Annotated in this window: 14 protein-coding genes and 3 rRNA genes; 1 reads left to right on the top strand and 16 read right to left on the bottom strand. The window is 48.7% G+C overall.

Annotated features, from left to right (window positions below):
• Positions 1–56: 56 nt before the first annotated feature.
• The 3 genes from ACOJUR_RS07370 to ACOJUR_RS07360 form a co-directional block, all read right to left on the bottom strand.
• A complete protein-coding gene (locus ACOJUR_RS07370) occupies positions 57–1,073 on the bottom strand; it encodes an asparaginase (protein WP_420949619.1) in 1,017 nt (338 codons plus the stop codon).
• The gene (locus ACOJUR_RS07365) at positions 1,054–1,515 is read right to left on the bottom strand and encodes an acyl-CoA thioesterase (RefSeq protein ID WP_072874166.1); all 462 of its coding nucleotides are present in this window, start codon (positions 1,513–1,515) and stop codon (positions 1,054–1,056) included. The genes ACOJUR_RS07370 and ACOJUR_RS07365 overlap by 20 nt, the downstream gene beginning before the upstream one ends.
• 129 nt (positions 1,516–1,644) lie before the next feature.
• A complete protein-coding gene (locus tag ACOJUR_RS07360; protein ID WP_083574208.1) occupies positions 1,645–2,652 on the bottom strand; it encodes a M23 family metallopeptidase in 1,008 nt (335 codons plus the stop codon).
• A gap of 180 nt (positions 2,653–2,832) precedes the next feature.
• On the opposite strand from ACOJUR_RS07360, the gene ACOJUR_RS07355 reads away from it, so the two are divergent.
• Positions 2,833–3,258: an acyl-CoA thioesterase gene (locus tag ACOJUR_RS07355; protein ID WP_072874147.1), complete on the top strand. Its 426-nt coding sequence runs from the start codon at positions 2,833–2,835 to the stop codon at positions 3,256–3,258.
• Here ACOJUR_RS07355 and ACOJUR_RS07350 read toward each other — a convergent pair.
• From ACOJUR_RS07350 to ftsY, 13 genes are all read right to left on the bottom strand, one after another.
• Positions 3,255–4,235: an RluA family pseudouridine synthase gene (locus ACOJUR_RS07350; RefSeq protein WP_420949618.1), complete on the bottom strand. Its 981-nt coding sequence runs from the start codon at positions 4,233–4,235 to the stop codon at positions 3,255–3,257. The two genes, ACOJUR_RS07355 and ACOJUR_RS07350, sit on opposite strands and share 4 nt — an antisense overlap.
• A gap of 22 nt (positions 4,236–4,257) precedes the next feature.
• Complete coding sequence (locus ACOJUR_RS07345; RefSeq protein ID WP_420949617.1) at positions 4,258–4,902, bottom strand: MBL fold metallo-hydrolase; 645 nt, start codon at positions 4,900–4,902, stop codon at positions 4,258–4,260.
• A 107-nt stretch (positions 4,903–5,009) separates the two neighbouring features.
• A 5S ribosomal RNA gene (gene rrf, locus ACOJUR_RS07340) occupies positions 5,010–5,126 on the bottom strand.
• 42 nt (positions 5,127–5,168) lie between these two features.
• Positions 5,169–8,118: ribosomal RNA gene (locus tag ACOJUR_RS07335) — 23S ribosomal RNA — on the bottom strand.
• A gap of 146 nt (positions 8,119–8,264) precedes the next feature.
• Positions 8,265–9,800 (bottom strand): 16S ribosomal RNA (locus ACOJUR_RS07330).
• The 16S, 23S and 5S rRNA genes sit together here, the layout of an rRNA operon.
• A gap of 243 nt (positions 9,801–10,043) precedes the next feature.
• A complete protein-coding gene (gene trmD, locus ACOJUR_RS07325; RefSeq protein ID WP_072873838.1) occupies positions 10,044–10,796 on the bottom strand; it encodes a tRNA (guanosine(37)-N1)-methyltransferase TrmD in 753 nt (250 codons plus the stop codon).
• The gene (gene rimM, locus ACOJUR_RS07320) at positions 10,789–11,340 is read right to left on the bottom strand and encodes a ribosome maturation factor RimM (protein ID WP_072873837.1); all 552 of its coding nucleotides are present in this window, start codon (positions 11,338–11,340) and stop codon (positions 10,789–10,791) included. Before rimM ends, trmD begins: the two co-directional genes overlap by 8 nt.
• Before the next feature lie 173 nt (positions 11,341–11,513).
• Positions 11,514–11,936: a YlqD family protein gene (locus ACOJUR_RS07315; protein WP_306954067.1), complete on the bottom strand. Its 423-nt coding sequence runs from the start codon at positions 11,934–11,936 to the stop codon at positions 11,514–11,516.
• A 60-nt stretch (positions 11,937–11,996) separates the two neighbouring features.
• Positions 11,997–12,236, bottom strand: coding sequence for a KH domain-containing protein (locus tag ACOJUR_RS07310; RefSeq protein ID WP_072873835.1), 240 nt, complete (start codon positions 12,234–12,236; stop codon positions 11,997–11,999).
• A gap of 105 nt (positions 12,237–12,341) precedes the next feature.
• The gene (rpsP, locus tag ACOJUR_RS07305) at positions 12,342–12,614 is read right to left on the bottom strand and encodes a 30S ribosomal protein S16 (protein WP_072873834.1); all 273 of its coding nucleotides are present in this window, start codon (positions 12,612–12,614) and stop codon (positions 12,342–12,344) included.
• Between the two features lie 22 nt (positions 12,615–12,636).
• Positions 12,637–14,091: a signal recognition particle protein gene (gene ffh / locus ACOJUR_RS07300; RefSeq protein ID WP_072873833.1), complete on the bottom strand. Its 1,455-nt coding sequence runs from the start codon at positions 14,089–14,091 to the stop codon at positions 12,637–12,639.
• Entirely contained in the window at positions 14,084–14,488 is a 405-nt protein-coding gene (gene ylxM, locus ACOJUR_RS07295) for a YlxM family DNA-binding protein (RefSeq protein ID WP_420949616.1), read from the bottom strand. The genes ffh and ylxM overlap by 8 nt, the downstream gene beginning before the upstream one ends.
• Before the next feature lie 25 nt (positions 14,489–14,513).
• Positions 14,514–15,440: a signal recognition particle-docking protein FtsY gene (ftsY, locus tag ACOJUR_RS07290; RefSeq protein WP_420949615.1), complete on the bottom strand. Its 927-nt coding sequence runs from the start codon at positions 15,438–15,440 to the stop codon at positions 14,514–14,516.
• Positions 15,441–15,465 lie beyond the last annotated feature (25 nt).

The raw sequence follows: 15,465 nt of genomic DNA, 5'->3' as shown, positions 1-15,465 counted from the left end.
TCCCGTTTCACTGATTAGGAACAACCCCGCCCCTTATTTCACGAAAGCCATTAAGTTCAGCGAATCTGAAGTTCGAAAGCGGGACGAATCTCTCCTACCAAAGTTCCGCTGTGATTAACGAGAGACGGCCGATGCCAGCGGTTTAACGCATTTTTCTCTTCTGCGGTTAAAAGCTGCAATTGACTCAGCGCTTCAATTACAACTGGTCCCACCGCACGGCTGTTACCATCGTCAATCTTTAAACAAAGTCCTATTCCTTTTTCTACCCATCCTACACAATAAACGCCTTCTGCTCCGGCTTTTGCAACTACTCTGCCAGGCATTGACATCATTAAATCTGTACAAAGTCGTTCGCTACCAGCTACAAGTTTAGGATTATCCATCATAGCACTTGCCAAACGTTTTAAAGCCAAGCCAATTTTTTCTTGCGGATTTTCCTGTCTAACACTCTCTGCCAGCTTGGCATATAGCAGCGCAAAACGATGAATGGGCATAGCAAACACTGGTACACCGCATCCATCGACTCCCCATTTCACTTTGTCAGACTCTATTTCACAAACTGCTTGCAATACTTGAAAAATATGCTCTTGAACTGGGTTATCGCGCTGGTCATATGTATCCAGTGGAGCATTTAAAAATTTTGCTAGCGCAAGCATTCCGGTGTGCTTTCCAGAACAATTGTTATGCAACGCGGTGACTACTTGACCATTTTTCAACATCGTCTCATAGGTTTTTTGATGATAAGGAGCATGGACACCACAACGCAAATCATCGACGGAAAGACCCAGACGAGCAAGTAAACTTTGTACAAGTTCAGTATGCTCTGGCTCACCACTATGTGAAGCACAGGCTAGAGCCAGTTCCGCACTGGACAATTGAAAACTGTCAGCAGCTCCTGTCAATAGAAGCGGCAATGCTTGCAAAGGTTTGGCTGAAGAACGAGCAAACATAACACGATTAGGATCGCCAGTTGAAGCAATCAGATTGCCCTTGAAATCTATCACGACTAAATCGCCGCGATGTACACTTTCTACAATTTCACCACGTGTGACTTCAACGAGAAGTTCGCTCATTTTGTGCCAACCTTTCCATTTTACGCTGCTTGCGATATTCAAAGCGAGCAGGCGCAGTTTGATAATGCCATTTCTCCTCTTCCGTTTCCGGAATCACACCAGGTACAGGAGCAGGTCTTCCATCAGGCCCCAGTGCAACAAACGTCAAATACGAAGCGCCTGTTTGTTTGACTTGCCCAGTCATCAAATTTTCGGACTCTATACGCACAAAAACTTCCATTGAAGTTTTGTGCGTATATGTCACAAACGCCTCCAATCGAATGGCTTCCCCAGCTTTAATAGGTTCCAAAAAATCCAGGCTATCTGAAGAAGCTGTAACCACTGGCATACGGGCGTGACGCATTGTGGCGATGCTTGCTATTTTATCCACATAAGCCATCACTCGCCCGCCGAAAATAGTACCATAATTATTGGTATCTGGAGGTAGCACCAAGTCCGTCATAACGGTTCTTGAAGCAGATACTGGCTTGCTTTTCACTGTTAGGCTCCCTCACTTCAAGAAAGTTCTCTTTTCGACAAAATCCATCATCAAAAAGTCCCTTCCCAATTGTAGTGCCAAGAGCCGTTGGCTTCAACTTTTTACCCTCATGACCGTCTGTTTTTGACGTTCCCAGGAAGCTAACATGGACGAAGGGCTAAAAGCCCACTCACGATGTCCGATCTCTCGATATATTCCAAAATGCAAATGGGGTGGAAACTTTCCAGCCGTACCAGGTGGTCCGTATCCTGTTGAACCAACATAGCCAATCACTTGACCAGGACGCACTAAACTGCCTTGTTTCACGCCTTTTGCAAAAGAAGATAAATGAGCGTAATAATAGTAGTAGTTATCTCCGTCTCGTATCCCTACACGCCAGCCGCCAAAACGATTCCAACCCATCAATTCTACGTATCCGTAACTGCAAGCCAGCACGGGTGTACCGTAAGAGGCAAAAATATCGACACCTTCATGAATTCTTCTACCGCCAAAACTTCTTCCCGCACCAAATGTATGCTTGACAGTATAATTATAACGTTTATCTACTGGAAAACAGTGACCCTCTGGATGCAAACCAAATGTCTCAAAAATACGTGAGAAGGCAAAGACTCTGTCCATTGCCACAGGATCTTGAAACAATGCCCACACGCATTCATCCAAATCACTCTCACCGCTTTCCAAATCAATCCAAGAGGCAAGGGCAGCAATTCGATCTTCTGCTTCAATTTGACTGGCAATCCGATCACGATTGGCATCTACACCTAGACCTCCGAATAAACTAATGGTCATCGGATCGATATCGTGACTATTTGGATTCGATAGACCCGACCAGGCTACATCATCAAAAGCATATCCATAGAACGGATGCTCATTGCGATCAGCCTTTGTCTTGGACAATTCAGCGTATCGATCGATCCCTGCTAAAATCCCCCAAGGGACATCAAAACGCTTACCGTACTGTTCATAAATAGGCTGTAATTTTATATCGGCTTTCGTAGCTGCTTGAGCAATGGATGTGGTTTGTCCCCACGGAACAAAAATCGTGAAGGAACAGAATGTGGCCAAGAATACTTGCAGTTTGGGCTTATTTAGAAATCCCATGCGATTTAAATATCCTCCCTTCCTGCTCTTCTTAAACTCCAGAAGTGTTTAGAATTCATTCCACGACCATCTCATCTTTACCATTTCCCAAGTCAACGCGGATATGCTCTTTTGTGGACTGGAAAACGCATGATAAAATATCCATGGACGTAAATAGCAGATACTAAGGAGAAGTGAAGATTGAAATCTTTTTCTAAAATTGAGTTTCCCGTTCGTTCCACAGATTTGGATGTAAATGCGCATGTGAATAATGCGAAGTTTCTCGAGTATTTGGAGTGGGGACGAGAAGATTGGTTTGAACAACGCGGTTTTAAATACGACGAATTAAAAAAACAAAACCTCATCACAGTTCTTGCTCGTATGGAAGTTGACTATCGTCGGGAAGCTAGGCAGAACGATACAATGACCGTCTATACTTGGTTAAGCGCCGTCGGTCGCAGCAGTATGCAAATGGAACAAAAGATTTTGAACCAGTATGGGGAAATGGTCACGGAAGCAAAGGCTACAGTAGTAACTGTAAGTGCCAAAGAGCGCAGACCCATAGCCGTACCGGATGAAATCCGAAAACACATAGCTTTGGAATCACCTGCGCTAGTGATAAATTAATCAGAAAAAGGATTATATTTATCGATCTCGTTAATTTCAAAAGATGAATATCCCATTTTCTGTAATTTATTCCGAAAATCTTTAGGCAACGGATCGCGCACAATATATCCATCGGCCATTTGCAACATAAAGGCGTGCAGCCATTGATGGAGTGCTTTATCCGCATTTTCATTATTCAATTCTCTAATGGCGCGGCCTCCCTGATATTTAACATCGTCAACCAGAGCATGTCCAATATGTTTCATATGGGCGCGTATTTGATGTGTCCTGCCAGTAATGAGTTGCAGGCAGACAACTGTCGATTTACCATTGCTTACAATAGGTTCAAAATCCGTTCGAGCGGGTCGAGCATCTAATGCATCAGATATAACGGTACGATTGTTTTCTCGACGTGAAATAGCCAACTGAATAGACCCGCGATGCTTAATCTCTCCGTGTACTAACGCTATATAATACTTCTCAATCTGACCATTTTGAATCTGGCGAGAAATTTCCTTAGCCGCCCAGCCATTTTTAGCAAAAAGAACAATCCCGCTTGTATTTCTATCCAAACGGTGAAGAGGTGCCGGACTGTATGTATCCGAATCTGCATCACCTTTTTGATAGAGATATGCGGCAACTTGATTGACTAATGTATGCTTGTGCTCGCCCGCCGCACCATGTGTTAAAACACCTGCTGGTTTGTGCACAGCCAACCAATCAGAAGTTTCTTCTAACACTTCAATATCTGTTCGGATGCCGGAAAATTTATGAGGCGACTTTTTGACATTCTCATAGTCATCACGATGAATAAAGAGAATTAAACGATCACCCGTATCTACAATTTGATCCGGTTTCGCTTTTTTTCCATTGAGTTTAACGCGGCCTGTACGAATCATCTTATATATCCCTGACAAGGGAATACCGGGAAGCATCTGCCGAACCACACGGTGTACCTTTTTACCAGCTTGCATTTGGGTAATTTCATGTTCTATCAATTAACATCCTCATTTCCAACTTTTATAGCATTAAGGTTTCCCACAAGTTAGCTCTTTGAACCGGATCGCCATGAGCTGGACAAACCCAATTAAATGACAAATTCCCGACTTCTTTTATCGATTTACGCAATGCTTGTTTATCCCAAGTTAAGAACCCCGGAGATGGCTTTAATTGACCACGACGCGTTGTCACCAAGTCCCCAGCAAACAATATATCATTGTAACGTAAAGAAACATGTCCTAAGGTATGACCAGGAGATGGAATAATTTCAATGCCACCTATCTGTTGCCCAGCATGGTAAGAATGAGTGATGTGTGGACGCTCAACTTTCATAGTTCTTTGAATAAAACCCCTTACTCCCTTTGCCTTCGCTTGTCCATGAATGTAAGGAATCTCTATTTCGGGAGCCCAAATGATAGCTGATGATTGATCCTGAAGCCATTTTGCGTTTCCAATATGATCAACATCCATATGCGTTAACAGAACATGCGCAATATCTTTTGGAGTCATTCCTAAATTGGCCAATTCTTTTTTTAATTGATCTCTTTTGGATGAAAGACTTGTATCAATCAATACAGGTTCATCGGATAAAACCAAATAAGCATAACTACCTTTAGTAGAAGTTAACAAATGTACATGAGGAGCAATTTCCATCTCATCACCCACAAGGAGAAAAATGTATAGGACTATAATTCGTATCATACAAAAAAACTGTCAGGAGTTCAGCTCTGTTTATACAGAGCATTCTCCCAACAGCCACCTGTACTCCTGTTGCCTGGCAACGACCTAGGTTCCCAGGGGTCTTCACCCCAAGTATGCTCGGCGCTGGAGGTCTTCACGGTCGTGTTCGGGATGGGTACGCGTGTATCCCCTCCGCTATGGTCACCAGACTCTTCTTCCCTTTCCAACTGTCTCAGCAAGAGGGATTTTCCTTGGTGAAGGCCTCGACCGATTCGTATCCGTCCGCTCCACGCCTCACGACGCTTCCACGCCGGACCGATCTACCTTATCGTCTATAAGGGGTCTTCCTTCCTTGACGGAATGGGATACGTTATCTTGAGGCAGGCTTCGCGCTTAGATGCTTTCAGCGCTTATCCCTCCCCGACTTGGCTACCCAGCTGTGCCCTTGGCAGGACAACTGGTCCACCAGCGGTCGGTTCATCCCGGTCCTCTCGTACTAAGGACGAACCCTCTCACGTATCCTCCGCCCACGGCAGATAGGGACCGAACTGTCTCACGACGTTCTGAACCCAGCTCGCGTACCGCTTTCATGGGCGAACAGCCCAACCCTTGGGACCGACTTCAGCCCCAGGATGCGATGAGCCGACATCGAGGTGCCAAACCTCCCCGTCGATGTGGACTCTTGGGGGAGATCAGCCTGTTATCCCCGGGGTAGCTTTTATCCGTTGAGCGATGGCCCTTCCACGCAGTGCCACCGGGTCACTAAGCCCGACTTTCGTCCCTGCTCGACCTGTCCGTCTCGCAGTCAAGCTCCCTTGTGCCTTTACACGCCCCGCGCGGTTTCCATCCGCGCTGAGGGAACCTTTGGGCGCCTCCGTTACCTTTTAGGAGGCGACCGCCCCAGTCAAACTGTCCGCCTGACACTGTCCCCACACCCGATTCAGGGTGCCAGGTTAGAAGACTAGCATCTCAAGGGTGGTATCCCAACATCGACTCCACACAGGCTGGCGCCCATGCTTCTGTGTCTCCCACCTATCCTGTACATGACATGCCCGTCTCCCATATCAAGCTACAGTCAAGCTCCACGGGGTCTTTCCGTCTAGCCGCGGGTAACCTGCATCTTCACAGGTATTACAATTTCACCGGGTCTCTCGTTGAGACAGCGCCCAAGTCGTTACGCCTTTCGTGCGGGTCAGAACTTACCTGACAAGGAATTTCGCTACCTTAGGACCGTTATAGTTACGGCCGCCGTTTACTGGGGCTTCAATTCAGAGCTTCGGGCTCTCGCCCTCACCCCTCCTCTTAACCTTCCAGCACCGGGCAGGCGTCAGCCCCTATACTTCGCCTTTCGGCTTCGCAGAGACCTGTGTTTTTGCTAAACAGTCGCTTGGGCCTTTTCACTGCGGCTCTTCTTCAGAGCGCCCCTTCTCCCGAAGTTACGGGGCCATTTTGCCGAGTTCCTTAACGAGAGTGCTCCCGCGCGCCTCCGTGTTCTCCACGCGCCCACCTGTGTCGGTTTCCGGTACGGGCAGATGCATTCTCCCTAGAGGCTTTTCTTGGCAGTGTGACCTCGAGCGCTTCGGTACTCTTCTTCCCTCCCCATCACCGCTCAGAGTTCTCGCCGCGCGGTTTTCCCTGCGCGACCCCCTTGCGGATTGGACGGCCTCTTCCATCCGGCCGCTCGCTCTAGCCTCCTGCGTCACCCCTTCAGTCATGCAAATCCATCTGGTACGGGATTCTCAACCCGTTCTCCTTCGACTACGCCTCTCGGCCTCGCCTTAGGTCCCGACTAACCCTGGGTGGACGATCCTTCCCCAGGAAACCTTGGGCTTTCGGCGGAGGGGATTCTCACCCCTCTTTTCGCTACTCATACCGGCATTCTCACTTCCATAACCTCCACCTTCCCTCTCAAGAAGGCTTCTCCGCTTATGGAACGCTCCCCTACCCTGTGGTCTTCCCACAGCCATAGCTTCGGTGTGTGGTTTAGCCCCGTTACATTTTCCGCGCAGCGTCACTCGACCAGTGAGCTATTACGCACTCTTTCAATGATGGCTGCTTCTAAGCCAACATCCTGGTTGTCTATGCACCGCCACATCGTTTCCCACTTAACCACCCTTGGGGACCTTAGCTGTTGGTCTGGGCTGTTTCCCTCTTGACTACGGATCTTAGCACTCGCAGTCTGACTGCCACGGTTCAATGAAACGGCATTCGGAGTTCGACGGAGCTTGGTAACCCTGGTCGGGCCCCGCACCCCATCGGTGCTCTACCTCCGTCCCTCATCCGTGACGCTAGCCCTAAAGCTATTTCGGGGAGAACCAGCTATCTCCGGGTTCGATTGGAATTTCTCCCCTACCCCCAGTTCATCCCCCGGCTTTTCAACGCCGGTGGGTTCGGGCCTCCATGCGGTGTTACCCGCACTTCACCCTGACCAGGGGTAGCTCACCCGGTTTCGGGTCGATGGCAATCAACTTCTCGCCCTCTTCAGACTCGCTTTCGCTTCGGCTCCGGCTTCCCTGCCTTAACCTCGCTTATCACCATCACTCGCCGGTTCATTCTACAAAAGGCACGCCGTCATCCTTTCGGACTCCGACTGCTTGTAAGCACACGGTTTCAGGTTCTCTTTCACTCCGCTCCCGCGGTTCTTTTCACCTTTCCCTCACGGTACTCTCCGCTATCGGTTGCCAGGGAGTATTTAGCCTTAGGAGGTGGTCCTCCCGGATTCCCACGGGGTTCCTCGTGTCCCGCGGTACTTGGGGCCTGCGCTACCTCCCTCGACAAGCTTCGCCTACGGGGCTCTCACCCGCTCTGGCCGACCTTCCCATGTCGTTTGGCTCCCTTGTCTCCTTCGGCCCAGGCAAGACCCTGCCTGGCTGCGCATCCCCTCTACCCCATGATGGCAACGGGGGTCCCCTTCTCCACCATCATGGTTTAGGCTCTTCCGCGTTCGCTCGCCACTACTTGCGGAATCACTCTTGTTTTCTTCTCCTCCAGGTACTGAGATGTTTCAGTTCCCCAGGTTCCCTCCGTCTATCCTATACATTCAGATAGCGGTACCGGCCCATCACGACCGGTGGGTTCCCCCATTCGGACATCCCTGGATCTTCGCTCGCGTACAGCTCCCCAAGGCATTTCGGTGTTCGCCCCGTCCTTCTTCGGCTCCTGGCACCTAGGCATCCTCCGTGCGCCCTTTCTACCTTCACCTTGCTTCCCTCTTGCTGATTCAGTTCTCAAGGTCCTTCGAGCTTATCCCTCTCTCAAGGCATAAGTAGCTTTCGCTAAGTTCTCTCCCGAGAACCCTCAAAACTAAACACGCACGCCTCTCCACCAAACCCCTCTCTCTTCCCTAGAAAGGAGGTGATCCAGCCGCACCTTCCGATACGGCTACCTTGTTACGACTTCACCCCAATCATCGACCCCACCTTCGGCGGCTGGCCCCCTTTCGGGTTACCCCACCGACTTCGGGTGTTGCCAACTCTCGTGGTGTGACGGGCGGTGTGTACAAGGCCCGGGAACGGATTCACCGCGGCATGCTGATCCGCGATTACTAGCAATTCCGGCTTCATGCAGGCGAGTTGCAGCCTGCAATCCGAACTACGAGCGGTTTTCAGGGGTTCGCTCCAGATCGCTCTCTCGCTTCCCGTTGTGCCGCCCATTGTAGCACGTGTGTCGCCCAGGACATCAGGGGCATGATGATTTGACGTCATCCCCGCCTTCCTCCGACTTGCGCCGGCAGTCACCTGTGAGTCCCCACCTCTACGTGCTGGTAACACAGGTCAAGGGTTGCGCTCGTTGCGGGACTTAACCCAACATCTCACGACACGAGCTGACGACAACCATGCACCACCTGTCTCCTCTGCCCCGAAGGGACCTACCATCTCTGGTATCGTCAGAGGGATGTCAAGCCCTGGTAAGGTTCTTCGCGTTGCTTCGAATTAAACCACATGCTCCACTGCTTGTGCGGGCCCCCGTCAATTCCTTTGAGTTTCAGTCTTGCGACCGTACTCCCCAGGCGGAGTGCTTATTGGGTTTCCTTCGGCACTGAGGGTGGTACCCCCCAACACCTAGCACTCATCGTTTACGGCGTGGACTACCAGGGTATCTAATCCTGTTTGCTCCCCACGCTTTCGTGCCTCAGCGTCAGTCACTGTCCAGCAAGGCGCCTTCGCCACTGGTATTCCTCCACATCTCTACGCATTTCACCGCTACACGTGGAATTCCCCTTGCCTCTCCAGTACTCAAGTCCTACAGTTTCCAAGGCATTCCCAAGGTTGAGCCCTGGCCTTTCACCCCAGACTTGCAGAACCGCCTACGCACCCTTTACGCCCAGTGATTCCGGACAACGCTTGCCCCCTACGTATTACCGCGGCTGCTGGCACGTAGTTTGCCGGGGCTTCCTCTCGGGGTACCGTCTCGCAAAGAGCATTCCCTCTCCTTGCCGCTCTTCCCCCTTGACTGAGCTTTACAACCCGAAGGCCTTCCTCGCTCACGCGGCGTTGCTCCGTCAGGCTTGCGCCCATTGCGGAAGATTCCCTACTGCTGCCTCCCGTAGGAGTCTGGGCCGTGTCTCAGTCCCAGTGTGGCCGGTCACCCTCTCAGGTCGGCTACGCATCGTCGCCTTGGTAGGCCTTTACCCTACCAACTAGCTAATGCGCCGCGGGGTCCTCTCTCAGCGATGCCCTAGCATCCTTTCCCGCATCAGGCATGCGCCTCATGCGCCTATCCGGCCTTAGCACCCGTTTCCAGGCGTTATTCCGGTCTGTTAGGCAGATTCCCCACGTGTTCCTCACCCGTCCGCCGCTGGTATCTTTCGATACCCGCTCGACTTGCATGTATTAGGCACGCCGCCAGCGTTCGTCCTGAGCCAGGATCAAACTCTCAATGTCTAATTCCTTCTCCCTCGCTCTCTCGAGCTCGGGCACTTCTTCTCTGGCGTTTGGTGATTCTTGTGCGTGTTTAGTTTTCAAGGTTCTCTCGCTGCCAAGGCTCTCTTTCGCGTCCCCTCTTGCAGCGACAGCGACTATCTTACCTCCTTTTTGTCGAAAAAGCAATAGCTTCTGTCGAAAAAAATCGGTTTTTTTCATTGCCTGCGAAATAATTTCCTAACAGATGGTCAAATCGTGTGATTTTCAACCATCAAGCCCACTCCAATCTCCTTTTTCAAATCGTTGAATGACAACGCGATCGGCCTCAGACAAATTTGCATGAAGTAACATATCGGGTCTTCGCTTCCAAGTACGATATAACGACTGCATTCGCCGCCATTCAGCAATTTTCCCATGGTGTCCGGAAAGCAACACTGGCGGCACGGATATTCCACGAAATACAGCAGGCCGAGTGTATTGTGGATACTCCAAAAGTCCATGGCTATGCGATTCTTCCGCTAACGATTCTTGATTACCGAGCACACTTGGAAGAAGTCGTACAACTGAATCAATAACTGCCATAGCCGCTATTTCTCCGCCTGTCATGACGAAATCTCCCAGCGAAATTTCGTCAGTTACCCAAGTTTGGCGAACGCGATCGTCCATTCCTTCATAATGTCCGCAGAGAATAACCAAAGATTTCTTTTGTGAAAATTCCTGAGCCATACTTTGCCGATAAGGCTTTCCTTGGGGAGTCATGAGGAGAATTGCATCTGGTGTCTCACGCTCTTGTAAAGCTTCAAGGGCACGGAAAATGGGTTCTGGTTTAAGAAGCATACCTGCACCGCCACCAAACGGATAATCATCCACAGTGCGATGCCGGTCAGTTGCATAATCCCGAAAATTTATACACTGAAGCTGAGTGGCTCCCGAATCTTGTGCACGTTTGATGATACTTGTCTCGAAAAAGGGAGTAAATAGTTCCGGAAACAATGTCAAGACGTGAAATTTAAGCATTTTGACCTTCTCCTGTCTCTTCCTCAAGCAATCCCGGGAGAAGATGCACTGTCATCCGCTTCTCATCTAAAGAAATATTTAATACGCATGAAGGAATGGCAGGAATCAAAAGTTCTCTTGTTTGATCTGACTTTTTCACAACATACACATCATTCGCACCCGGTTGCAGCACTTCCATTAATTCTCCTAAATACTCGCCAGAGTCTCGATATACCTGAAGACCAATTAATTGGTGAATGTAGTAAGTCCCTTCCGGCAATGGCTCCAGCATTGATTCAGGAATACACAATTCTGTTTTACGCCAATCTTCCACCTGAGAAATGGACTGGATTTGTTCAAAAGTGAGAATCCAAAATTTTTGATGTTTCTTGGCTGATTCTACAAAAACTTCTTGAAAGGGGTCTTGATTAGGACGACGAATCCATAATTGAGAACCTTTCGAAAATCGAACTTCCGGGAAGTCAGTACGAGGATATACCTTAACCGCCCCTCGCAAAGCATGCGGCGATACTATCACACCCACAGTAAAAAATTTTTCTCTCATGTAGATCCTCCTTTCTCCTTATTGGAGGCTTGTCCATTCTATTTATCTTTATAATATTTGAATGCTAGATCACCCTATAGGAATATCACAACGCAAAGAATGGGCAAAAGCGCAACGCCCGCCCATCCATTCTATGATGCTTGGCGAAAAAATCCGTCCCAAATCAAATAAGTTTATTCTTGGAAGGATTGACCTCCACGACGGATATCGATAACCACACCATCTTTCACAACAATTTCCGAGCCCATTAAAATTTTACTCCAGTCATCTCCTACTCGAACATCAACCACTGTTTCCACATTCATATTTTGAATCTCCGTCCCCAACTCTAACTGTTGAATTTGTTGCATTTGTTGGAGAAGTTGTTCGCGTTGCATGAGACGATTATTTTTTTCCGTCTCCACTTGCTCGCGAACCTGTTTAGCTATTTCGCCACCTTGACTCATAGCTTGTTCGATTGCTTGCTTACCTTGTTCCTCAATCTGTTCTAACTCATGCCCAAGTTGCTCAATTTGTTTGCGATGTTCCTGGATAATTTGCTGCTTTGCCATCTCTGTCAAAATAAATTTCACCGCTACTGGTTGACGAATTTGCACAATATTCGCTCCTTTAAATTTCGAACTGCGCTCTACTTCTATTTTAACGCGATCGCTGTTTTAACGTTTTGCTTCAATTTCTAATTGTACTCGAAGTCCTTGACGATGCGCAGAAGCTGCTAGAATTTGACGCAACGATTTTACAATACGTCCTTGGCGTCCTATAACTTTGCCAACATCGTCCGGATGCACATAGAGTCGATACGTGACAGAACCCCCATCGATTGTATGAGCATCTATTTGAATGTCCTGTGGATAATCGACAATAGCTTCTACCAGAAAGCGAATCAATTTTTCCATCAAACCCGCTCCTGACACCCGCAGATAAAATCAATGACTGGAAAATTCGATGATGAATACAAGCAGCCAAAGCCGGCAAAATGCCGGCCTGGCTTACTGATGAATTTATTTTGCTTGCCGAGCCTCATGAAATTTCTTCAATACCCCCTGCTTACTTAACAGATGACGCACGGTGTCAGAAGGTTGGGCTCCCGTTGAAAGCCAATGCAGGGCACGCTCTTCATTAATGCTAATTTCCGCAGGATCCTTGAGCGGATTATAAGTACCAATCTCTTCAATAAAACGTCCATCACGAGGCGAACGAGATTCCGCAACAACCAAACGATAAAAAGGAGCTTTTTTAGCACCCATTCTTTTCAAACGAATTTTGACTGCCATCAATTATCATCCTTTGCATTCATTATTTTTTCTTTTTCTTATGATGTCGACGAGATTTTGGAAAATTGGAACCCTCTGCTGAGAGAGGCAATTTGCCCAATTCATCTTGTAAATTAGGAATTCCACCATCCATCCCGAGCGACTTCAGCGCACTAAGCGCATTTCGGCGTCCCATTTTTTTGCCAATCCCTGAAAATTTTTTCATCATCTGACGCGTCTGCTCAAATTGATTGAGAACTTGGTTTACCTCACGAACGGTGGTCCCACTTCCCATTGCCACTCGCCTACGCCGACTTGCATTCATGACATCAGGATTGGCACGTTCCTCTTTTGTCATGGAAGTAATGATAGCATCCATGCGCAGAAAACGCTTATCACCGAGATCGACATTCTCCAAACCCTTCATTTTGTTCATCCCGGGAATCATTTTCATGATTTGATCGAGTGGGCCCAAATTGCGAACTTGTTGGAACATCTCGCGAAAATCATCCAGCGTAAAAGATGCGTTGCGCATCTTTTGCTCCATTTCCCGCGCCTTTTCCATATCCACTGTTTGTTCGGCTCGTTCAATCAGGCTAAGAACATCTCCCATGCCTAAAATGCGCGAAGCCATACGATCGGGATGGAAAGGTTGCAACGGTTCAATCTTCTCACCGAGACCAACATACTTGATGGGACAGCCAGTGGCAGAACGAATCGTTAATGCCGCTCCTCCACGCGCATCGCCGTCTAATTTGGTGAGAATGACACCCGTGAGACTGAGCCTTTGATGAAAAGTTTCTGCCACATGTACCGCGTCCTGCCCAGTCATGGCATCAACCACAAGCAAAACTTCATCCGGCTCAGCGAGAGACTGGATATCTTCCAGTTCTTTCATTAAATCCTCATCAATGTGCAGGCGTCCTGCGGTATCGACAAGTACAATGTCAGCCCCTTGAGCTTGTGCAGCGCGCAATCCTTGCCGAACAATCTCTTTGGGAAGTTGGGACTGACCCAGTTGAAAAACTGGGACATCAATCTGAGTTCCTAGAACCTCCAACTGTTGAATGGCTGCTGGACGATAGACGTCTGCAGCAATCAGGAGCGGACGGTGCTCATGCTGTTTGAAGCTAAGGGCAAGCTTGGCAATGGTGGTGGTCTTACCAGCACCTTGCAGGCCGACCAGCATGATAACCGTGGGCGGCTTGGCTGCCATCTTGATTTTCGCTTGCTCGCCACCCATCAACTCGGTCAACTCTTCATAAACAATCTTGACGACCTGTTGTCCAGGCGTCAAACTGTTTTGCACATCTACGCCTACTGCACGTTCCCGAACGCGATCGACAAACTGTTTAATCACTTTTACGTTGACGTCCGCAGCAAGCAGCGCAAGACGAACTTCCCTCATGGCGAGAGCAACGTCTTCTTCTGTAAGTTTGCCTTTACTGCGCAGCTTGCTGAGCGCTTTTTGCAAACTGCTTGACAATGCTTCAAACACGCAGATCCCCCCTCTCCTCGCCAAACAGGAATTGCTTCCACTCTTCCAATATCCTGTTTATTGGCTCCATTTCTTCGTCTGACAGGTCAGGATGATTTTGAGTTACACGATACCAAGCCGCCTGCAAGCACTTCAACCATTCCTGTTGACGCTGATGGTGCGCCAGCAAACCAAGTTGTGACTCATACCGTTCCAGCACTTCTTCTGCACGCGTGAGATTGTCATGAACAGCTTGTCTGGATACTCCATGCTGGGCGGCAATCTCTCCATACGACCAGTCATCGAAATAATGAAGTTCAAACATTTGTTGCTGGCGTGATGTGAGAAGCTGACCATAAAAGTCATACAACGCATTGACACGTGCGACCTTTTCTATCATATTCGGCTCCCGCCCCACTGTCAACCTCCTCACCTTGACAACATTATTCTGCCTCGCAAAGACTCTCCGCAAATGCGCGCGCTGAAAAAGGTTGAAGATCTTCCTTGCTCTCACCAAGCCCAACCCATTTCACAGGAATGCCTAGTTCCTGTACAATCGGCAAAACCACACCGCCTTTGGCTGTGCCGTCCAACTTGGTTAACACAATGCCACTGACTTGAACCACTTCGCGAAATACTTTTGCTTGCGAGATGGCATTTTGCCCGGTCGTTCCATCCAACACTAACAAAACTTCATGAGGCGATCCCGGTAATTCCCGGGAAGCAACTTTGTAGATTTTAGCCAATTCTTTCATAAGGTGATCTTTATTCTGCAAACGACCTGCCGTATCACAAAGAATAAAGTCCACTTTGCGCGACTTGGCCGCCTGAATGGCATCATAAACGACTGCAGCCGGGTCGGCTCCTGCCACGTGACGCACTACATCGCAACCAACACGCTCGCCCCAAGCGACCAACTGTTCCGTTGCGGCGGCTCGGAATGTGTCTCCTGCAGCCAATAATACTTTTTTCCCTTGCGATTTATAATAGTAAGCCAGCTTGCCAATCGAAGTTGTTTTACCAGCACCGTTGACACCGACAACCAAAACAAGTGTAGGTCCGTCCGCTGCTACAGATGGTGTTGGATCAACTTTCTCCAATGCTTCAGTAAGCGCTTGCGCCATTAAAGGCGGAAGTTCAGATGGTTGGTGAATTTTATTTTCTCGAGCTAATCGACGAACGCGTTCGACTACTTGAAGCGAGGTTTCCATACCCATATCAGCAGCCAAAAAAGCTTCTTCCATCTCTTCATAGACAGAATCGTCCAATCTGTTGGAAGAAAACAAGTGTCCTAATCTGCCAAACAACGCTCCTCGACTTTTCTTTAACCCCTGCTTAAATCGTTCAAAAATGCCCACATTATCCCTCATTTCTCTGGTCCATAAGCTTGACTGT

Source organism: Alicyclobacillus tolerans (genome assembly GCF_048984885.1).
Classification (GTDB): Bacteria; Bacillota; Bacilli; order Alicyclobacillales; family Alicyclobacillaceae; genus Alicyclobacillus_I; species Alicyclobacillus_I tolerans.
Note: the sequence above shows the minus strand (reverse complement) of the source record. Positions and strands in the feature narration are given on the sequence as shown.

Bases quoted from the DNA above. Each gene is read 5' to 3' on its own strand.
- trmD (WP_072873838.1), bottom strand. From the start codon at position 10,796: ATGCTTAAATTTCACGTCTTGACATTGTTTCCGGAACTATTTACTCCC.
- ACOJUR_RS07310 (WP_072873835.1), bottom strand. From the start codon at position 12,236: ATGGAAAAATTGATTCGCTTTCTGGTAGAAGCTATTGTCGATTATCCA.
- rpsP (WP_072873834.1), bottom strand. From the start codon at position 12,614: ATGGCAGTCAAAATTCGTTTGAAAAGAATGGGTGCTAAAAAAGCTCCT.
- ftsY (WP_420949615.1), bottom strand. From the start codon at position 15,440: ATGAGGGATAATGTGGGCATTTTTGAACGATTTAAGCAGGGGTTAAAG.
- ACOJUR_RS07370 (WP_420949619.1), bottom strand. From the start codon at position 1,073: ATGAGCGAACTTCTCGTTGAAGTCACACGTGGTGAAATTGTAGAAAGT.
- rimM (WP_072873837.1), bottom strand. From the start codon at position 11,340: ATGAGAGAAAAATTTTTTACTGTGGGTGTGATAGTATCGCCGCATGCT.
- ACOJUR_RS07360 (WP_083574208.1), bottom strand. From the start codon at position 2,652: ATGGGATTTCTAAATAAGCCCAAACTGCAAGTATTCTTGGCCACATTC.
- ACOJUR_RS07365 (WP_072874166.1), bottom strand. From the start codon at position 1,515: ATGACGGACTTGGTGCTACCTCCAGATACCAATAATTATGGTACTATT.